General features: G+C 70.3%; 18 protein-coding genes. 8 read left to right on the top strand and 10 right to left on the bottom strand.

From position 1 onward, the window contains the following. Positions 1-257 precede the first annotated feature (257 nt). The 6 genes from AC1DGE_RS07255 (at position 258) to hpaD (ending at position 6,917) form a co-directional block, all read left to right on the top strand. A complete protein-coding gene (locus tag AC1DGE_RS07255; protein WP_441417394.1) occupies positions 258-974 on the top strand; it encodes an IclR family transcriptional regulator in 717 nt (238 codons plus the stop codon). A gap of 88 nt (positions 975-1,062) precedes the next feature. After that, the gene (locus AC1DGE_RS07250) at positions 1,063-2,559 is read left to right on the top strand and encodes a fumarylacetoacetate hydrolase family protein (RefSeq protein ID WP_476917179.1); all 1,497 of its coding nucleotides are present in this window, start codon (positions 1,063-1,065) and stop codon (positions 2,557-2,559) included. After that, positions 2,556-3,242 carry a GntR family transcriptional regulator gene (locus tag AC1DGE_RS07245; RefSeq protein WP_476917178.1) on the top strand — a complete coding sequence of 229 codons (687 nt, stop codon included), beginning with the start codon at positions 2,556-2,558 and terminating at the stop codon, positions 3,240-3,242. Before AC1DGE_RS07250 ends, AC1DGE_RS07245 begins: the two co-directional genes overlap by 4 nt. 52 nt (positions 3,243-3,294) lie before the next feature. Next, the gene (gene dapA, locus AC1DGE_RS07240) at positions 3,295-4,239 is read left to right on the top strand and encodes a 4-hydroxy-tetrahydrodipicolinate synthase (protein WP_476917177.1); all 945 of its coding nucleotides are present in this window, start codon (positions 3,295-3,297) and stop codon (positions 4,237-4,239) included. Positions 4,240-4,280: 41 nt separating this feature from the next. After that, positions 4,281-5,783, top strand: coding sequence for a 5-carboxymethyl-2-hydroxymuconate semialdehyde dehydrogenase (hpaE, locus tag AC1DGE_RS07235; protein ID WP_476917176.1), 1,503 nt, complete (start codon positions 4,281-4,283; stop codon positions 5,781-5,783). 60 nt (positions 5,784-5,843) lie between these two features. After that, on the top strand, positions 5,844-6,917 hold the full coding sequence (gene hpaD, locus AC1DGE_RS07230) for a 3,4-dihydroxyphenylacetate 2,3-dioxygenase (protein ID WP_476893330.1): 1,074 nt from the start codon (positions 5,844-5,846) through the stop codon (positions 6,915-6,917). Positions 6,918-6,987: 70 nt separating this feature from the next. On the opposite strand, the gene AC1DGE_RS07225 is transcribed toward hpaD, so the two are convergent. From AC1DGE_RS07225 to AC1DGE_RS07200, 6 genes are all read right to left on the bottom strand, one after another. Beyond that, the gene (locus AC1DGE_RS07225; protein ID WP_476917175.1) at positions 6,988-8,313 is read right to left on the bottom strand and encodes an MFS transporter; all 1,326 of its coding nucleotides are present in this window, start codon (positions 8,311-8,313) and stop codon (positions 6,988-6,990) included. A gap of 90 nt (positions 8,314-8,403) precedes the next feature. After that, positions 8,404-11,472, bottom strand: coding sequence for an AAA family ATPase (locus AC1DGE_RS07220; protein WP_476917174.1), 3,069 nt, complete (start codon positions 11,470-11,472; stop codon positions 8,404-8,406). After that, positions 11,469-12,671: an exonuclease SbcCD subunit D gene (locus tag AC1DGE_RS07215; protein WP_476917173.1), complete on the bottom strand. Its 1,203-nt coding sequence runs from the start codon at positions 12,669-12,671 to the stop codon at positions 11,469-11,471. Before AC1DGE_RS07215 ends, AC1DGE_RS07220 begins: the two co-directional genes overlap by 4 nt. A gap of 65 nt (positions 12,672-12,736) precedes the next feature. Further along, the gene (locus tag AC1DGE_RS07210) at positions 12,737-13,690 is read right to left on the bottom strand and encodes an MIP/aquaporin family protein (RefSeq protein ID WP_476917172.1); all 954 of its coding nucleotides are present in this window, start codon (positions 13,688-13,690) and stop codon (positions 12,737-12,739) included. Positions 13,691-13,784: 94 nt separating this feature from the next. Continuing rightward, on the bottom strand, positions 13,785-14,123 hold the full coding sequence (locus AC1DGE_RS07205) for a DUF202 domain-containing protein (protein WP_476893325.1): 339 nt from the start codon (positions 14,121-14,123) through the stop codon (positions 13,785-13,787). Continuing rightward, positions 14,120-14,476, bottom strand: coding sequence for a YidH family protein (locus tag AC1DGE_RS07200; RefSeq protein ID WP_441417383.1), 357 nt, complete (start codon positions 14,474-14,476; stop codon positions 14,120-14,122). Before AC1DGE_RS07200 ends, AC1DGE_RS07205 begins: the two co-directional genes overlap by 4 nt. Before the next feature lie 127 nt (positions 14,477-14,603). Between AC1DGE_RS07200 and AC1DGE_RS07195 the strand changes: the two genes are divergently transcribed. After that, positions 14,604-15,749: an ADP-ribosylglycohydrolase family protein gene (locus tag AC1DGE_RS07195; protein ID WP_476917171.1), complete on the top strand. Its 1,146-nt coding sequence runs from the start codon at positions 14,604-14,606 to the stop codon at positions 15,747-15,749. Here AC1DGE_RS07195 and AC1DGE_RS07190 read toward each other — a convergent pair. Then, positions 15,736-16,287 (bottom strand): DUF4395 domain-containing protein, encoded by a 552-nt coding sequence (locus tag AC1DGE_RS07190; protein ID WP_476908595.1) that lies wholly within the window; start codon positions 16,285-16,287, stop codon positions 15,736-15,738. The two genes, AC1DGE_RS07195 and AC1DGE_RS07190, sit on opposite strands and share 14 nt — an antisense overlap. Before the next feature lie 63 nt (positions 16,288-16,350). Then, the gene (locus AC1DGE_RS07185; RefSeq protein WP_441417380.1) at positions 16,351-17,364 is read right to left on the bottom strand and encodes a 3'-5' exonuclease; all 1,014 of its coding nucleotides are present in this window, start codon (positions 17,362-17,364) and stop codon (positions 16,351-16,353) included. Between the two features lie 67 nt (positions 17,365-17,431). Between AC1DGE_RS07185 and AC1DGE_RS07180 the strand changes: the two genes are divergently transcribed. Next, on the top strand, positions 17,432-18,199 hold the full coding sequence (locus AC1DGE_RS07180) for a VTT domain-containing protein (RefSeq protein ID WP_476908841.1): 768 nt from the start codon (positions 17,432-17,434) through the stop codon (positions 18,197-18,199). Positions 18,200-18,316: 117 nt separating this feature from the next. Here AC1DGE_RS07180 and rdgB read toward each other — a convergent pair whose 3' ends face one another. Together rdgB and rph are read right to left on the bottom strand one after the other, a co-directional pair. After that, on the bottom strand, positions 18,317-18,982 hold the full coding sequence (gene rdgB, locus AC1DGE_RS07175) for an RdgB/HAM1 family non-canonical purine NTP pyrophosphatase (protein WP_441417379.1): 666 nt from the start codon (positions 18,980-18,982) through the stop codon (positions 18,317-18,319). Beyond that, positions 18,979-19,737 carry a ribonuclease PH gene (gene rph, locus AC1DGE_RS07170; protein WP_138768925.1) on the bottom strand — a complete coding sequence of 253 codons (759 nt, stop codon included), beginning with the start codon at positions 19,735-19,737 and terminating at the stop codon, positions 18,979-18,981. The genes rdgB and rph overlap by 4 nt, the downstream gene beginning before the upstream one ends. Positions 19,738-19,768 lie beyond the last annotated feature (31 nt).

Below are 19,768 nucleotides of genomic sequence, written 5' to 3'. Positions count from 1 at the left end.
ACTGTGATATTACTATGAAATGTGTGATCAGGCACACATTTCCGCCAAAAAGCTTCGCCGCCCCGGAAAGTGACGGGGAAACCCGCTGGCAGAACTCCCGGTCGGCGTCGGCCGGCGACTCCCGGCCGCGGACCCGGGAAGGCGCTTGTTAGCCCTCACCGCGTGTTCTATAATCGAACAAGCAGTTCACATATAKAACGCTACTTCACTGTGAGCCGGAACACAAGACTCCCCCGCCCGCCTCTAGGATGGACTCCATGACCCCGAACGCCGGCAGCACCCAGGCCCCGCCGTCCCAGACGCTGTCCCGGGGCATCCGGGCCCTGGAGATCCTGGCCGACGCCCCGGAGCCGCTCACCATCGCCGAGCTCGCCGACGCCATGGGTGTCCACCGTTCGGTCGCCTACCGCATCCTGCGCACCCTCGAGGACCACTCGCTGCTGGTCCGGGACGACGCGGGCAGGGTCCAGCCCGGCCCCGGCCTGGCCGTCCTCGCCCGCGGCGTCGCCCGCAATCTCCAGACCGCCGCGCTGCCTGAGCTGACCCAACTGGCCAACGCCCTGACCATGAGCGCCTTCGTGGCCGTCTGGGACCGCGAGGACTGCGTCACCCTCGTCACCGTCGATCCGCGCCACACGGGGGCGGCCGTGGTCCAGCACCCGGGATCCCGGCACCCGGTCAGTGCCGGAGCGCCCGGCATCGCAATCCAGTCGGCGCTTTCGGAGCAGGAATGGCACCGCCTCGCCCCGGGCATCCCCTACCGGTCGGAGGCGGCCGAGGCGCGCCGCCGCGGCTTCGCGGCCAGCCATGACGAGGTCATCCCCGGCGTCTCCTCGCTGGCCGTGCCGGTCAGGGTTCCCGGCGGGCGCCCGGCCGCCCTGGCGGTGGTCTACATCCGCGCCGCACAGGACCCGGATGAGGTTGCGGCCGCCCTGTCGGCGAGCGCCGCGCGGATCGAGGCGCAGCTGGCCTGAGGCCCCGGCCCGGGTTCTCTCTTGACAAGGCGGGCCAGTTCGGGCAGTTTTGTATCGTATACGATTTCATACTCAATGAGGAGATGCGATGGAGCAGCTTTCGCAGGACGCCCTGGCCGCCACCGGCAAGGTCATCGCGGTGCACATCAACTACCCGAGCCGCGCCGACCAGCGCGGCCGCACCCCGGAGCAGCCCTCCTACTTCCTGAAGCCGTCCTCCTCGCTGAGCCTCTCCGGCGGCACCGTCGAACGCCCCGCCGGCTGCGAACTCCTGGCCTTTGAGGGCGAGGTGGCGCTGGTGATCGGCAGCCGGGCCCGCCGCGTTTCCCCGGACGAGGCCTGGCGCCACGTCGGCTTCGTCACGGCCTCCAACGACCTCGGCGTCTACGACCTGCGCTATGCGGACAAGGGCTCCAACCTGCGTTCCAAGGGCGGGGACGGTTTCACCCCCGTGGGCCCGGGCCTCCTCCCGGCCGCCGAGGTCGACCCGGCAGGCCTCCGCATCCGCACCTGGCTCAACGGCGAACTGGTGCAGGAGGACACCACCGGCACGCTGCTGTTCCCCTTCGCCCGGCTCGTCGCGGACCTCTCCCAGCTCCTCACCCTGGAGCCGGGCGACATCATCCTGACCGGGACGCCCGCCGGCGCCTCCGTGGCCCAACCGGGCGACGTGATGGAGGTCGAGGTGGACGCCCCGGCGTCGGGGCTCACCACCGGCCGGCTGACGACGACGGCGGTCCAGGGCACCGTGCCGCTCGCCGACTACGGCGCGCAGCCGCGCAGCGACGAGGCCCAGCGCGCCGAGGCGTACGGCACGCCGGCAGCCGCCGCCGCCGAACCTACGGCAGCGGCGGAACCGGCCGCGCCGAAGAATGCTCTGACCCCCGAGCTGAAGGCGAAGCTCGAGTCCGTCGCCACCGCCACCTTGAGCTCCCAGCTGCGCAAGCGCGGCCTGAACAACGTCAGCATCGACGGCCTGCATTCGACCCGGCCGGACCGCACCGTAGTCGGGGTGGCCCGGACCCTGCGCTACGTGCCCAACCGCGAGGACCTCTTCAAGACCCACGGCGGCGGCTTCAACGCCCAGAAACGCGCCATCGACTCGCTCCGGGAAGGCGAGATCCTCGTTATGGAGGCCCGCGGCGAAAAGGGCACCGGGACGGTCGGGGACATCCTGGCCCTGCGCGCCCAGGTCAACGGTGCCGTGGCCGTCATCACCGACGGCGGCGTCCGCGACGTCACCGCCGTCGGCGCCCTGGAGATGCCCACGTTCTTCGCGAACGCGCACCCCGCAGTCCTGGGCCGGCGCCATATCCCGTGGGACATGGACCTCACCATTTCCTGCGGCGGCGCCACGGTTCAGCCCGGGGACATCATCGTGGGCGACGCGGACGGCATCCTTGTGATCCCGCCGGCACTCGCCGAGGAAGTGGCTGACGACGCCCTGGTCCAGGAGTCTGAAGAGACGTTCATCGCCGAGATGGTCGCCGCCGGGCACAGCGTGGACGGCCTGTACCCGATGAACGCCCAGTGGCAGGAAAAGTACAAGGCGTGGGCCGCGGACCGCGGGCAGTCCCGGCCATGACCAGCACCGTGAGCACGGCCGGCCCGGCTGGCGCCACCTCGAGCAAGTCGGAGCAGGCGTACGCGGCGGTCAAGGCCAGCATCCTCAGCGGCGAATACTCCCCCGGCTACCGGCTGGTGCTGGCCAAGATCGCCGAGGAGCTGGGCTTCAGCGTCGTCCCGGTCCGCGAAGCCATCCGCCGGCTCGAGGCGGAAAACCTCGTGGTGTTCGAACGCAACGTCGGCGCCACCGTGGCCGGCATCGATCCCACCGAATACCTCTACACAATGCAGACCCTGGGGATCGTCGAAGGCGCCGCGACGGCGTTGTCCGCGCCGCTGATCTCCACCGCGGACATCGCCCGGGCCCGCGCGGTGAACGAACTTATGCGCGAGTGCCTGGAAAACTTCGACCCGGTCCGTTTCACCAGCCTGAACCGCGACTTCCACAGCGTCCTGTTCGAGCACTGCCCCAACCCGCACATCCTCGACCTGGTGCACCGCGGCTGGAACCGGCTGCAGGCGCTGCGTTCCTCCACCTTCAGCTACGTGCCCGGCCGGGCCCGGCAGTCGGTCGAGGAACACGAGGCGCTGCTAGGGCTGCTGGAGGCGGGCGCCCCGGCGGACGACGTCGAACGCGCGGCCCGCGCGCACCGCGCCGCCACCCTCGATGCCTACCTCGCCCACCGGGCTCCGTCCCCCTGACCCCAGCGGGCCGGCCCCGGCTGCCCCTCCCCCGAACGATAAGGAAAAAACAATGAAGTTCCGTTCCGATCCCCAGCAGCACCTCAAAGGCTCCCTCGCCGCGATGTTCACCCCGTTCACGGCGTCCGGCGACGTCGACCACGACAGCCTGCGGAACATGGTCCAGTGGCAGATCGCCAGCGGATCCTCCGGCATCACGATCGGCGGGTCCACCGGCGAGCCCAGCGCCCAGTCCGTCGAGGAACGCGCCGCCGCCATCCGCGCCACCGCCGAGGCGATCGGCGACCGCGTGCCGTTCATGGCCGGCACCGGCACCGCAAAACTGCAGGAGACGCTGGAGCTGACCCAGGCCGCAGTCGACGCCGGCGCGGACGCGTCGATGATCATCACGCCCTACTACTCCCGGCCCACGCAGGAGGCGCTCTACCGCTGGTACGCCACGATCGCCACCGAGTTCCCGCAGATGCCGTTCGTGATCTACAACGTGCCGTCCCGCACCGCGGTGGACATGGCCCCCGAAACCGTGGCCCGGCTGTTCCGTGACTTCGACAACATCGTTGGGATCAAGGAGACCACGAAGGACTTCGAGCACTTCTCCCGTGTCATGCACCTGGCCGGCAAGGACCTGCTGGTCTGGTCCGGCATCGAACTGCTGTGCCTGCCGCTGATGGCGATCGGCGGCGTCGGCTTCATCTCGGCGCTGGCAAACATCGCCCCGAAGGCCTCCGCGGACATGTACAACGCCTGGGTCGAGGGTGACTTCGAGACCGCCCGGAAGATCCACTACGGCGTCCACCCGCTCGTGGACCTGTTGTTCGTCGAGACCAACCCGGCGCCCAGCAAGTGGCTGATGGCCGAGGCGGGGCTGATCTCCTCCGACTACGTCCGCCCGCCGCTGATCACGCCCACCGACGCCGGGCTGAAGAAAATCACCGAACTGATGGAGGCCGGCCGGGACTACCTCACCCCGGTGGACGGCTTCCGGATCGCCAAATAACACCTCCCCGCCACTTCAACGCCGAAGCAAAGGATTGACCCATGGCTGAGCACTACATCCCGGACGATTTGCCCACCCGCATCCAGCACTACATCAACGGCGAGTTCGTCGACTCCGTCAGCGGCAAGACCTTCGATGTCCTGGACCCGGTGTCGAACGAAACCTACGCCACCGCGGCCGCCGGGCAGAAGGAGGACGTCGACCTCGCCGTCGCCGCCGCCCGCACGGCCTTCACCCAGGGTCCCTGGCCCCGGATGAAGCCGCGCGAACGCGCCCGCGTCCTGAACAAGATCGCCGACGCCGTCGAAGCCCAGGAGACCCGGCTGGCGCAGCTGGAGACCTTCGACACCGGCCTGCCGATCACCCAGGCCAAGGGCCAGGCGCTGCGGGCCGCGGAGAACTTCCGCTTCTTCGCCGACCTGATCGTGGCCCAGTTCGACGACGCCATGAAGGTCCCAGGCGCGCAGATCAACTACGTCAACCGCAAGCCGATCGGCGTCGCCGGCCTGATCACGCCGTGGAACACGCCGTTCATGCTCGAGTCCTGGAAGCTCGCACCGGCGCTGGCCACCGGCAACTGCGTGGTGCTCAAGCCGGCCGAATTCACACCGCTCTCCGCCTCGCTCTGGGCAAAGATCTTCAAGGACGCAGGCCTGCCCGACGGCGTCTTCAACCTGGTCAACGGCCTCGGCGAGGAAGCCGGCGACGCCCTGGTCAAGCACCCGGACGTGCCGCTGATTTCCTTTACCGGCGAAACCACCACCGGCAAGACGATCTTCCGCAACGCCGCGGAGAACCTCAAGGGCCTGTCGATGGAACTCGGCGGCAAGAGCCCGGCGATCATCTTCGACGACGCCGACCTCGACGCCGCGATCGACTCCACCCTCTTCGGCGTCTTCTCGCTCAACGGCGAGCGCTGCACGGCCGGCTCCCGGATCCTGGTCCAGCGCGGCATCTACGAGGAGTTCTGCGAGAAGTACGCCGCCCGCGCGAAGAACATCGTGGTCGGTGACCCGCACGACCCGAAAACCGAGGTCGGCGCGCTGGTGCACCCGGAGCACTACGAGAAGGTCGCCCGGTACGTGGAAATCGGCAAGTCCGAGGGCCGGCTGCTGGCCGGCGGCGGGCGTCCGGAGGGACTTCCGACCGGCAACTACATTGCCCCGACGGTGTTCGCCGACGTCGCCGCGGACGCCAGGATCTTCCAGGAGGAGATCTTCGGCCCGGTCGTGGCAATCACCCCGTTCGAGGACGACGCCGAGGCGCTGGCCCTGGCGAACAACACGAAGTACGGGCTGGCCGGCTACGTCTGGACCAACGACCTGACCCGGGCGCACAACTTCTCGCAGAACCTGGAGGCCGGCATGGTCTGGCTCAACAGCCACAACGTCCGGGACCTGCGCACCCCCTTCGGCGGCGTCAAGGCCTCCGGGCTGGGCCACGAGGGCGGCTACCGCTCCATCGATTTCTACACCGACCAGCAGGCCGTCCACATCACCCTGGGCAGCGTCCACACCCCGAAGTTTGGTGCCACGGCCCGCTGACGGCCCACCGCCTGTCTGCCACCCGCCACCGCACCCGCCAGCTCAAAGAGGAGTCACATCATGGCCAACGACATCATCACCCCCACGGTCCCCGCGCCGGACATTGTCCGCTGCGCCTACATGGACCTCGTGGTCACCGACCTGGAAAAATCCCGGGCGTTCTACGTGGACCTGCTGGGCCTGCACGTCACCTATGAGGACGAGGACGCGATCTACCTGCGTTCCTTCGAGGAGTTCATCCACCACAACCTGGTGCTGCGCAAGGGCCCCGTGGCCGCAGCCGCCGCATTCGCCTACCGGGTCCGCTCCCCCGAGGATGTGGACAAGGCCGAGGCCTACTTTGCCGAAATGGGCTGCCGCACGGAACGCCGCAAGGACGGCTTCGCCCGCGGGATCGGCGACGCGGTCCGGGTGGAGGACCCGCTGGGCTTCCCCTATGAGTTCTTCTACGAGGTGGAGCACGTGGAACGCCTCACCCAGCGCTACGACCTCTACAGCGCCGGCGAACTGGTCCGGCTGGACCACTTCAACCAGGTCACCCCCGACGTCCCGCGCGGCCGGAAGTACCTGGAGGACCTGGGCTTCCGGGTCTCCGAGGACATCAAGGACTCCGACGGCGTCACCTACGCGGCCTGGATGCACCGCAAGCAGACCGTGCACGACACCGCCCTCACCGGCGGCGACGGGCCGCGGATGCACCACATCGCCTTCTCCACCCACGAGAAGCACAACATCATCCAGATCTGCGACAAGATGGGCGCGCTGCGGATCTCGGACCGGATCGAGCGCGGACCCGGGCGGCACGGCGTGTCCAACGCCTTCTACCTCTACATCCTGGACCCCGACGGCCACCGCGTGGAGATCTACACCCAGGACTACTACACCGGCGATCCGGACAACCCCACGGTGACCTGGGACGTGCACGACAACCAGCGCCGCGACTGGTGGGGCAACCCCGTGGTCCCGAGCTGGTACACCGAGGCCTCCCTGGTCCTGGACCTCGACGGCAAGCCGCAGCCGCTCGTGATCCGCACCGACAGCAGCGAGATGGCCGTCACCGTCGGCGCCGACGGTTTCGCCTACACCCGTGAACCAGGCGAGGAGCGCGGCTTCAAACTCGGCTCCCAGCTCTAGATCACCTAACTGACTCGCAGTCGTTGTCGTTTCAGCCCGCAAAACGACAACAACTGCGAGTCAGTTGGGGTCATGCGGCCGCCCGGTTTCGGCGCTGGAGGACGACGGCGGCTGCCGCGCCGAGCAGGAACAGCGCCGCCGCGGCGCAGACCGGAACCAGGAACGCGGCCGAATAGCCGGAGTTCTGTGCCAGCTGGCCGGCGATGGACGAGCCCAGCGCTGTGCCGGCGACAATGCCGCTGGCCAGCGCCGTCATCACCGTGCCAAGTTTCCCCTCCGGGGCCACGACGCCGCCGATCGCGAACACGGTGACCATCAGCGGACCCACCGGCAGGCCCAGGACCAGCAGCACCAGGATCATCGGCAGCGCCGTCGAGGGCAGGAGCAACAGGGCCGCGAGCCCGGTCATCAGCGCCGCGCAGGCCAGCCAGCGGGCGTTGACGCTGAACCGCCGCGGCCAGTACGCCACGGAGAGCGCCGCGGCGGCGGAGCTCAGGCCCATCACCGCGTAGAGCAGTCCGGCCAGCTCGGACGTGGCGAAGCTCGCCGCGAAGGAACTGAGCGAGGTCTGGGTCGAGCCGAAGAAGGTGCCCATGCAGACCATGGCCAGGACCGGCAGCCCGACGGCGGCGAAGGTTGCCGCGCGCTGCCCGGTGGTGAGGGCTCTCCGTTGCTGCCGGGCGGCGGCCGAGACCGCGCGGCTCCGTGCCGGGGTGCGCGGCACCGCACAGTGCGTCGGGTGCACGGCGAACGCGGGAACCAGGGTGAGGGTGAGCGCGGCGGCCAGCGCGAGCGGCAACCAGGGGCTGAGGAGGCTGGCGAGGATGCCCACCAGCGCCGGGCCCAGCACAAAGGTCAGCTCGTCGGCCGTGCTCTCATAGGACAGGGCCGTGTCCAGGTCTTCCGCGTGTCCGCCGCCGCGGGAGCTCAGCGCCATCCAGCGGACCCGTGCCAGCGGGCCGACCTGCGGGCAGCTGGCGCCCGCCACGAAAGCCGCAGCAAGCACCGGCACGGCGGCGGCCAGCTCCCGGCCGCCCGGGACCAGGTATGCGGCGAGGATCAGGGCGGTCACGGCGACCGCGTTGAAGACGGCGGAGAAGAGCAGGACGGGGCGCTGGCCCAGCCGGTCGGCGAGGGCGCCCAGCACCGGGGCCCCGAGTGCCGAGCCGATGCCGACGGCGCCGGCCGCGGCGCCGCCCACGGCATAGGAGTCGGTGACTGCAGTGACGAGGGTGAGGGCGCCGACGGTCAGCATGGCCAGCGGGAGACGGGCGAAAAGCCCCAGCGGGATGAAACTCCGGCCGGCGAGCAGGGGCAGCCGGGCAAAGCGGCCGCCGCTGCGGGCTGCCGCGGGCGCACCGGAAAGGGACGTCGTGGAAGACGGTGAAGGGTTCATGATTTCCGGGTTCGTTCGATAGTGCGCATCGTCCCTCCTCCCGATGCGCGCGACCCGGTAACCCTCCGATTATACCCGAGCCGGCGGGCCTCAGGCCGGAGTGTCGTCGGAGATGTGCAGGGTGGATCCGTTCCGGCCCTTGACCACCTGGAGCTGGGTGGTGATCCGCTGCTTCATTTCCGCGACGTGGCTCACGAGGCCCACGACCCGGCCGCCGTCGCGGAGCCCTTCGAGCGCGTCCATGACCTGTTCGAGGGACTGTTCGTCGAGGCTGCCGAAGCCCTCGTCCACGAAGAGGGTCTCAATGTCCACCCCGCCGGATTCCATTTGCACCACGTCCGCGAGGCCGAGGGCCAGGGCGAGCGACGCCATAAAGGACTCGCCGCCGGAGAGCGTGGCGGTGTCGCGGCGCTGGCCGGTCCACTGGTCCACGACTTCGAGGCCCAAGCCGGATTTTTGCCCGCGGGCTGCCTTGGCGTCGGTGTGTTGCAGGGTGTAGCGGCCGTCGCTCATGCCGATCAGCCGCTCCGAGGCCGCAGCCGCCACCTGTTCCAACCTGGCCGCGAGCACGTAGCTGTTCAGGCTCATCCGGTAGTTGTTGTCTCCGCCGCCGCGGGCCGCCTCGGCCACGGCGGTCCACAGCGCTGCCCGATCCCGGGGCTCCCGGCCGGCAGCCGCGTGCTCTGCATACTCGGCGGAGATCCGGCCCAGGGTCTGCACCGACTTCCCGGCGAGCCCGGAGGCCAGTACAGCCTCCCGGGCCTTGCGTTCCGCCGACGCACACTCGGCCCGGAGCTGATCGAGAACGGCGCCGTCCACAGGGCCGTCCGCGGCCAGCTCCCGGGCGGCCAAGGCGAGTTCCTCACCGGCAAAGAGTTCCGTAAGCCGGGCGGCTTCGTCCTGCCCGGCACGGACGGCGGCCTCCAACCCGGCCGCATCCGGTGCCGGCAGGAGCACCGAACGGGCCGCGTCCGCCGACTCGAAGCCGGCGTCCGGGAGGGCCCGCTCAAGCTGGGCACGCGCATCGGTAGTCCGCGCGCGGGCCTGTTCAAGGCTGCCGGCGGCCGCGTCGGCGCTTTCGAGCAGGGCCGTCGTTTCGCGAACGGAGACGAGGCGCTTGCCGAGGCTCGCGTGCCCGGCGCGCAGGCCCGCCAAGGCGGCCTCAAGGCCCTCGACCTGTCCGAGGACCTCGCTGATGGTGGATTCGGTCTGGGCGATCCCGGAAGCGGCCGCCGTCCGGGCCTGTTCCGCGGCCAGGATCTCCTCGTCCAGCTCCGAACGCCGGGCCCGGTTGGCCGCCAGCTCTGCGGCGGCGCGGGTGGCTTCGGCCGACCGCTCTTTCGCCAGTGTGGCCTCTCTGCGGGCCACGTCAGGCTCGGTGTCGCCGCCCTGGGCTGCCAGCACGGCGAGGTCCTGCTGGGCTTCGCCGAGTTCACGCTCCAGCGCCGACAGCACAGCCTCGGCCGCCTCGGCGTCCTCCTGCGCAGTCTTTTCAGCCTCGGCGATGGCCAGCGCGGACGCCGCGGCCGGAGCGGGGGCGGGGTGCTCGGCGCTGCCGCAGACCGGGCACGGCTGGTCCGGGAGCAGCTGGGCCGCGAGTTCCGCGGCGGCATTGGCGAGCCGCTCCTCCCGGAGGTCCAGCCAGCGCTGCCGGCGGTCCTGGTGGCTGTCGCGGGCCACGCGGTGGCGGTCGGTGATCCGTGCGCAGTTCTCCGCGGCGGAAGCGTGGCGGGCCACGATGGCGACCAGCTCTTCCGCGGCGGCGGCTTCCTTGGTGCGCAACTGGACTTCGGCGGCAAGTTCTTCGAGCGGAGCCAGAGCGGCAAGGAGTTCGGCGGTTTCGGCGCGCAGGGCGTCGAGGGTTGCGGCGCCGGATCGGCTGGCCGTGTGCAGTCCGTCCAGGGTGAGCTGCAGTTCGGCGCTGCGGCCGATCAGGACGGCAAGACGGTCCTCGTCCGGCAGCCGTTCCTCCAGGACGGCACGGAGGGAGCGCAGCCGGCCGAGCTCGCTCCGCAGCACTGATCCTTCGAGAAGCGACTCGCCGGCCGGTCCGTCGGAACCCGGAGGCGCGGCAGGCAGCGCGGCCAGCTCCGGGTCGGTGAGCGCCGCGGCCCGCAGTTCCGCAGCCGCGCCGGCGGCGGCCGCGGCCGCGCGTTCCTCGGCCGCCTCGGCACTGTCTACCGCCTGCAGCTGGCCGCCAAGCACTTCGGCTTTCCGGTGCTGTTCCAGTAATGCGGTCTTCTTCCGCAGCTCCGGGGCTGCCGCTTCGGCGGCGGCGCGGCGGCGCTCGGCCGCCGCAAGTCTTGCCTGCCGCGCGGCGCGCGCCGCCGTGCCCTCGAGAAGGGCGGCCAACTCGGCGCCGACCCGCTCGGACTCGACCGCGGCGGCCTGGCGTTCCCCGGCGGCCGAGCCGGCGCTGGCCTCAAGCCAGGCCAGCAGCTGGTCGGCGTCGTCGCGGCCGGGTGCCCCGTCCAGCTCGACGCCCAGGCCCGCGGTTTCCGCTTCGGCTTGGGCCAGCAGCAGTTCGAGCTTGTTGTTGAGGCTTTCCACCTCGGTGCGGGCCGCGGCGGCGCGCCGGCCCAATTCCTGTTCCACCGCTTCGAAGCGCTGGGTGCCGAAGAGGCTTTGGAGCAGCACCAGCCGGTCGGAGGCCTTGGAGCGCAGGAAGGCAGCGAAGTCGCCCTGGGGCAGCATCACCACCCGGGTGAACTGCTCCCGGTCCATGCCCAGCAGGGCGGTGATTTCCGCACCTGCCTCGTCGTTGCGGCCGGACTTTTCCAGCCACTCGCCGTCGATCCGTTCCCGCAGCAGGGTGTTGGCCTTCTGCTCGGTGAACCCGTTCTTGCCCCGGGCGCTGGGCTTGTTCCAGGCGGGCGTCCGGGAAACTTCGAAGTGCCTGCCCTGGGCCGAGAACTCGCAGGTGACTCGCGGCTCGGCGGCGGGGTCCGCGTGGTCGCTGCGCAGCCGCTTGCCCTCCTGCCGGGCGCCGGGCACGGAGCCGTAGAGGGCAAAGCAGATGGCGTCCAGGACGCTGGTCTTTCCCGCGCCGGTGGCGCCGTTGAGCAGGAAGAGACCGTGCCTGCTGAGCCGGTCGAAGTCGATGTGCTCCGTGCCGGCGAAGGGGCCGAACGCGGAAATTTCCAGGCGGTGGATCCTCACCGGGAAACCCCTTCCAGTCGGACGGCTTCGAGGGCTTCGGCCAGGACTCCGGACTCGGCCTCGTCGGCGGCGCGGCCGCGGACATGTTCCAGGAACCCGCAGCAGATCGAGAGGTCGTCCCCGGCCTGGGCCAGCCGGCTGCTGTAGCTGGTCTTGGCCGAGGCTTCGGCGCCCTCGGGGTCGAAGCCCAGGACGAGGGTGTCGGGAAAACGCGCCCGCAGCCGTTCCATGGCCTGGTTCGGGCGCTGCGCGTCGGTCAGCGTGATCTGGCAGTAGGCGCCTTCGGCCCAGGCGAACGCCTCGTCGGTGAGCAGCTCGTCCAGTTTGCCGCGCAACGTGGCGAGGCGGCGGGGCGCTTCCCACAGGACTTCCGTGACGGCGGTGACGCCGGTGGCGTCGACGTCGATCAGCCAGCCGCCCTTCTGGTGCTTCGCTTCGGAGAACGAGTAGGCCAGCGGTGAGCCCGAATAGCGGACGGCGGACGAGAGTGACTGCCGGCCGTGCAGGTGGCCCAGCGCGGTGTAGCTGAAGCCGTCGAAGAGGTCCAGCGGCACCGCGCCGACCCCGCCGATGCTCAGGTCCCGTTCACTGTCGGAGCTGATGCCGCCGCTGGCGAAGGTGTGGTCGAGCACCACCGAATGGACGGTCCGGGTCTTGGACCGGGCCGCGATGTCGGCGCGGACCAGCCCGGTGGCGGCGCGGGTCACCTCGAAGTGGCTGGCGGTCTCGACGCCCAGCTGCGCGGCGACCAGCCGCGGCTCCAGCCAGGGGATGCCGTAGATCGCCAGCACCGGTCCGTTGTCCTCGTCCGCGCCGGCGCCATTCGCCCCGGCGTCGTTCGAGAGCGGGAGCAGCAGCGGGGTATCCAGCTCGGCAAGCCGGGTGCGCAGGTGCACTCCCCCGCGTTCGAGCAGGCGGGAGGCAAAGCCGAGCCGGATGGCCGAGTCGTGGTTGCCGCTGGTCAAAACCACCTTCGCCCCGGCGCCGCTGAGCCGCACCAGTGCGTCGTCGAGCAGGCCCACGACGTCGACGCCGGGCAGCGCACGGTCGTACACATCACCCGCGATGAGGACGACGTCGACCGACTCTTCGCGGACGACGCCGACGAGTTGGTCGATAAAGGCGCGCTGGGCGTCAAGCATCCCGACGCCGTGGAACGACCGGCCCAGGTGCCAGTCCGAGGTGTGCAATAACCGCATGCCACTACGCTATCGGCTGCCACCGACACTATTGCGCACCGGCCCGGCGCCAGGGGTGACAGACGTTACAGGGTGCGCTTGTCGAAGAAGTCGCGGGCCTCATCCGCGGGCGTCGCGGAAGTCGCCGGCGCTGCGGGTACGGCGTCCCCCGCGTCGGCCGCGTTGTTGGGCTCGCCGGGCTCGTCAAGACTGTCGTCGTCGACGTCGGCATACCCGCTGGTCCCCTCCGGGCCGCMGGATACCGCGCCGGCCCGCACCGAGGTGCTCGCGAACCCCCGGAACACCAGCCCGGCAACCGCGGCGCCGACCAGCGGGGCCACCCAGAAGAGCCACAGCTGGCCCAGGGCGTCCGGGCTGCTGAAGAGCGCGGAAGCCGTGGCACGCGCCGGGTTGAACGGGGCGTTCCCGATGCTCTGGCCCAGCTGCAGCAGCACGGCCATGCTCAGGCCGACGGCGAAAGGCGCAGCGGCCTTTGCCGGGTTGCGTCCCGCGGTGGTGCCGAGATAGACCGCCACCAGCAGGGCGGCACCGAGCACCTCGACCAGCAGTACACCGGCCATCGGAGCCTGGATGACCGAGCGGCTGTCAAAACCCGCCGCGACCGTGTCGAAGGCCGTCTGCGTGCCGTTGAGTTTGGGAACCGTGCGCAGCACGCCGAACAGCGTCAGCGCCCCGAGCACGGCGCCCACCAGCTGCGCGCCAAGGTAGGCCGCGGCGTCGAGCGGCCTGATCCGGCCGGCGATCGCGTTGCCCACCGTGACCGCGGGGTTGAAATGGCCGCCGGACAGGTAGCCGAAGGCCAGCATGGCCGCCGTGAGGGCCAGGCCCGCCGCCAGCGAGGCGGACATCGGGTTGTACTGCGGAACGGCGAACAGCGGCACGCCCAGGCCCACCACCACGACGAACAGGGTCCCCAGAGCCTCGGCGGACAGCCGGGCGATGAGGCCCGGCTGTCGGTCATCGGGTACGAGGGCCGGCTGGGCGACGTCCGGCTCGGAGGCGTGCACTGGCTTGGTCATGGCGCGGAAATCCTTTGGCTGGGGGTCATGGTCTGCTTGGAGTCTGCCAGCGGGGGCTGGGTGTTCGCTGGAGCCCCGCCGTGCCGGGCGGCGGCTACGTCCCGAGCGCAATCGCCGCCACCGTACTCGCGGCGAGCGCCAGGACAGCCGCCGTCGCGCTGATCATCAGCGCCGCCGGGGCCGCGTCGGTGGAGCTGCGCAGCTGCCGGGAGCGCACCCGGACGCAGACAAAGAGGACCACCGTGGACCCGAGCGCCGCTGCGGCACACAGGCCGAGGGAGTCGAAGCGGCCGGCGGCCTGGTCCCCCGGGCCGGACAGCGCCCAGGTGCGCCAGATGAACAAATCCGCGACGACGAGGGCCAGCAGCGTCCGGCCCCAGGCCAAAGTCGTGCGTTCCGGCTGCAGCCCGGGGCCCTGCGGCGGTACGGTCACCGTGCGATCAAGATCAGGATGGCGATAGTGAGCGCGGCGATGGCGACGCCGACGGTCATGACCAGCATCAGCCCGGAGTAGGGCAACTCCCGGTTGTTGCGCATCGCGGCTTCCATTCGGCCCCAGCGGTGGTAGGCCAGCGCGGCCAGTCCGGCGCCGAGGACCGCCAGCACGACGCAGATGGCGATGCGCACCGGCCCCGGGGCGATGTTGGGCGCCAGCTGATCGATGGCGAGCGCGCCGGCGATCAGGGCCAGAGAGGTCCGTACCCAGGCCAGGAAGGTCCGCTCGTTGGCCAGCGTAAACCTGTAGTCGGGCGTGCTGCCGGTCTTCCGCCACGCTGGTTCGCGCATCACTCTCCCTTGTCCGTCCTTTGTCCGGGGCCGCGGCCATGACGAACCTGGCACCACCAGCACCCTACCCGTCTCAGCCGGGCGCCGCGTTCCCGTGCGGGCCGGGCACCGGGGTAAATTTGGAGGTATGAGCATTGAGCCCGGCAGCACCCCGGCGGCGGCCCCGGCGCCGTCCCATGAGTCCCGCATCCACGGCTGCCTGCTGGGCGGCGCGCTCGGGGATTCGCTGGGCTACGCCGTCGAATTCGCGAAAATCGACGAGATCCGCGCCACCTACGGCCCGGAAGGACTGCGGGACTTCACCGGGCTCGCCGGCGTCAGCCACTTCTCCGACGACACCCAGATGACTCTGTACACGGTGGACGGTCTGCTGGAGGCACTCGAGTGGGCCAACTCGGGCGTGGCGGCGGACACGAATGCCTGCCTCTGGCTTGCCTACCTGCGCTGGCTCGGCAGCCAGGGCGAGGCACTCCCTGACTCCGCCCCCTTCCAGCCGCCGCGCTGGATAGACAGCCACGCTGTGCTCCGGCACCGCCGCGCCCCGGGCAATGCCTGCCTCAGCGGCCTCGCCACCGGGGAAATGGGAACCGTGTACCGGCCGGTCAACCCGGAGTCCAAGGGTTGCGGCACGGTGATGCGTTCGGCGCCGTTCGGCCTCATCCCCTACGTCCCGGCGGACGCGGTCTACAAGATGAGTGCGGACGCGGCGTCGCTGACCCACGGGCACCCCGCGGCCCGGCAGAGCGCCGGCGTGTTCAGCCTGCTGATCCATGCGCTGGTCAGCGGCAAGGACCTGCATGAGGCGGCTGGCGCCGCGCTCTCGCAGCTCCAGGACGGCGCGCTGCCGAAGGGTGAGGAGCCCGATCCGGCCCTGGTCGACCGCTTGACGGCGTCCCTGCGCCTGGCCGCGGCGGCAGCGCCCGGGGCCGGAAGCGGAGGTTCCGGGGGCCTGCTCGGCGCGGAGGAACTGGTGCGGGAACTGGGCGAAGGCTGGGTTGCCGAGGAGGCACTCGCCGTCGGCGTGTATGCCGTGCTGGCCACCGCACCGGCGACGACGGCGGCGGCCGCCAGCCCCGAGGAGCACTTCCGGGCAGCGATCGCTGTGGCGGTGAACCACAGCGGCGACAGCGATTCGACCGCCTCGATCGCCGGGAACATCCTGGGCGCGCACTACGGCGAGGAATGCCTGCCGGCGGACTGGCTGGCGGCCCTCGAGGCCCCCGACGTCATTCGGGGCATGGCCGCACGGCTGGCGGCGGTTACGGGCGCCTGAGCGAAATGTTGTTGCAGGCTTCGCAGACATCCTCGGGGATGAGTCCGCGGCGCTGCAGCAGCCCGAAGATCGCACAGCCGAGGCAGAAGCCGGCGAAGGCCTCCAGCGAGGCGGCGGCGATCAGGGCCACGAGCAGGACCCAGGCCACCGGCGCCAGGCCCGCGGCGAAAAGGATGGCAGCCGCCGTGGACAGGGCCGCTCCGATGCCCTGGGCGAAGCGCTTCGGTGGCCCGGGAACCAGCCGCTTCTTGCCCAGCAGCGGAGTCAGGACCTTGACCGAGAGCACGCCGAAGGGCGAAATCCGCGGCCCGAACAGCACCCGCAGCCAGAATCCGGCGGCGATGACCGCCAGCCCCCAGCCGGAGCCGGTCAGGAGGGTCACGAGGGACAGCAGCACCACGAGAGCTGCGGTAATCCGCGCGGAGTACTCGTTCACCGGATTGGGAAAGGCAAAGACCTTGGCCCAGTCGATTCCGCCGTGCCGGTCAGCGGCGGGAGCCTCTGCTGCGCGGGCGGGTGAAGAGATCAGTTTGCTCATCGTTCAAGGCTAGGAGCGGACCGATCCCGGGCGAAATGATTGTTGCGCCGTATGACCTAGCGCCTACGTCAGGGAGTGAACGTGGCCGCCCACCATCTGCAGGAACTCCCCCTCCGAGAGGACCTCGATCCGCTGGCCGCGGTCATGCAGTTCCAGGACCCGGCGCGCCTTGCCGGTCAGCCGGCCCGAACGCAGGTCGGCCGCGACGAAGCCGTCCCCCACCACCAGCACCGTGGTGCGGGCGGTGACGCGGCTCTCGGGCCGGGCCCCCAGTTCGGCGGAGCGCAGTTTTGCCTCAGGCCGCGGAATCGCGAGTTCTCCGGTGAACACCACGGTCTGTCCGAACAGGGGGTGGTCCGGTTCGGCCCCGGCGTTGGGCACGGGGTTGGCGCCCTCGTCCGGCCAGCCGGGACGGAACGGCCGGGTGGCCGGAGCCGCGCCCTGTCCGGCGGCGAGCGCCTCGAGGGCGGACCTGGTGGCCTTGGAGAGCGGGTCGCGCCGCGGATCGAAGGCAGGCTGGCGGGACACGGCCAGCCCCAGCGAGAGGTACAGTTCCGCGATGCTGGCGGCGCCGTTGCGGGCCGCGATGTCGATCAGGATGCCGGCGCAGGCCCGGGCGTCCTCGGCGGCGTCGTGGTGGTTGAGCAACGGCACGCCGGCCTCCTCGGCGGCGTACGGCAGCGAGTTGGACACCAGCGAGTAGCAGCGCCGGGACAGCATCACGGTGCAGACGTAGTCGTAGGCGGGGCCGGGCAGCCCGGAGACCTCCAGGCCGGAACGGATCACGCCCAGGTCGAAGGCGGCGTTGTGGGCGGCCAGCACGTCGTCGCCAATGAAGGCACCGATCTCGGGAAACAGTTCACCGAAGCGCGGCAGGCCGGCGACCTGCTCGGGCCGGATGCCGTGGATGCGGACGTTGTGGTGGTCGAAGGCGTCGTGGTTCGCGGGCGGCCGCATCAGCCAGGAGGCCTCCTCGACGACGACGCCGCCGCGCACCTTGCTCAGGCCGACGGCGCACGGCGAACCGCGGAAGCCGTTCGCAGTCTCGAAGTCGATCGCTGTAAAGTCCAAACCCACGCTCCAACTTTAGCGCCGGAACCGGCTGCACCCGGTCAAGTACCCTAGATAGGTGAACCCTTACACCCTGCACGACTTCGCCGTGACCACCTTCGGAGGCGCCGGACCGGTCCAGCCGCACCTGGCCTCGTTCCTGCCCGACTGGCTTAACCCCCAGGTTTTCCTGGCCGACCCTGCCCTCGCGCCGTGGGTCGTGGTCCTGGTCTGCGGCATCATCTTCGCCGAAACCGGGCTGCTGATCGGCTTCTTCCTGCCCGGTGACTCGATGTTGTTCACCGCCGGGCTGCTCGTCGCGACGGACACCATCAAGTTCAACATCTGGGCGTTTGCCGCGCTGATCGTCGTTGCCGCGATCATCGGCAACCAGGCCGGCTACCTGATCGGTTCCAAGGCCGGTCCGGCCATCTTCAACAAGCCAGATTCCAAGCTGTTCAAGCGCGAGAACGTCGAGAGCGCCCACGCATTCTTCGAGAAGCACGGCGGCAAGGCGCTCATCCTGGCCCGTTTCGTCCCCATCATCCGGACCTTTGTCCCGGTGATCGTCGGCGTGGCCCAGATGAGCAAGCGCAAGTTCTTCATCTACAACGTGATCGGCGCCGTGCTGTGGGGCGGCGGCGTGACCCTGCTGGGCTACCTGCTGGGCGACAAGGTGCCGTGGGTCCGGGACAACCTGGACATCATCTTCATCGCGATCGTGCTGCTCTCGGTCATCCCGATCGGCATTGAAGTGATCCGTGGCCTCATCGCCAAGCGCCAGGCCGAAAAGTACGGCACCGGGCTGGTCGAGGAATTCATCGAGGAGCACGAGCCCGAGGAAGAGCGCAAGACCCCGTAGCCCCCGGTTCTCCCCGGCCGCTGCGCTCCCCGCCTTTGCCCAAAAGGATGACGCCCCACACTGTGGGGCGCCATCCTTTTACGTTGTCCAGCGCAGACGCTATCCAGCGCAGAGACGCTACCGGCCGGCCAGGGCCTCCACGATCGCCGGCAGCAGCGCCCGGAACGCATGGCCGCGGTGGCTGATCGCGTTTTTCTCCGCCGGGCTGAGTTCAGCGCAGCTGCGGTCCAGGCCGCTTGGCTGGAGCACCGGATCGTAGCCGAAGCCGCCCGCCCCGCGCGGTTCCCGCAGCAGCGTGCCTTCCAGCTGGCCGTACTCCACCACTTCGCGCGCTTCCTCGCCGGCCAGGCCAGGCACGGCGAGTGCCGCCGCGCAGACAAAGGCCGCGCCGCGGTATTCGTCAGGCACGTCGGAAAGCTGGTCCAGCAGCAGCTGCAGGTTCGCGGCGTCGTCCCCGTGCCGGCCTGCCCAGCGGGCGGAGAAGATGCCCGGGGCGCCGCCCAGGACGTCGACCGCCAGGCCTGAGTCATCGGCGATCGCGACGAGGCCCGTGGCCTCCGCCACCGCCCGGGCCTTGAGCAGCGAATTCTCCGCGAAGGTCACGCCGGTCTCGACGACGTCGGGGGCACCGACGGCGCCCGCGTCCACCACCTGCGTGTCGACGTCGAGTCCGGGCAGCTGGCCGCGCAGCAGTTCGCGCAGTTCCCGCAGTTTGCCCTGGTTGTGGGTCGCGAGTACCAGGACCGGCGGGTTCGGCTGGTTGCCTGACGGGGCGCCGCTCACGGGGCCTCGGCCAGGGTTTCGCGCTGGATGGCGGCGAGCTGCTCCGTGCCGAGCAGGGCCAGGTCCAGCAGCTTGTTGAGCTCGTCGCGGTCGAATGGCGCGCCCTCGGCGGTGCCTTGGACCTCGACGAACTTGCCCGATCCCGTGACCACGACGTTCATGTCGGTCTCGGCGCGGACATCCTCCACGTACGGCAGGTCCAGCATCGGCACGCCGTCAATGATGCCCACCGAGACGGCCGCGATGGTGTCCACCAGCGGCTGGGCGTTGCGGGCGATCAGCTTGTTCTCGCGTGCGTAGCGGATGGCTTCGGCGAGGGCGACGTATGCGCCGGTGATGGCGGCCGTGCGGGTGCCGCCGTCCGCCTGCAGGACATCGCAGTCCAGCACGATGGTGTTTTCGCCGAGGGCCTTGGTATCGATGATGGAGCGCAGCGAGCGGCCGATCAGGCGGGAAATCTCGTGCGTGCGGCCGCCGATCTTGCCCTTGACGGACTCGCGGGCGGAGCGGGTGTTGGTGGCCCGCGGCAGCATGGCGTATTCGGCGGTGACCCAGCCGCGGCCCTCGCCCTTGAGCCAGCGCGGCACGCCCTCGGTCAGCGACGCCGTGCAGAGCACCCGGGTGTTGCCGAACTCGATCAGGGCGGAACCTTCGGCCTGCTTGGACCAGCCACGGGTGATGCTGATCGGGCGGAGCTGGTCGGGCGTGCGGCCATCGGCGCGGATGACGGGGGCAGTAAGGGCTTCGGAAGTCATGCCTTCCAGCATATCGACTTGGCGGTGCGCG

It is taken from the genome of Arthrobacter sp. 05N425, from assembly GCF_056397125.1.
The sequence above is the reverse complement of the archived record's forward strand: the minus strand, read 5'-3'. Positions and strand labels throughout refer to the sequence as shown.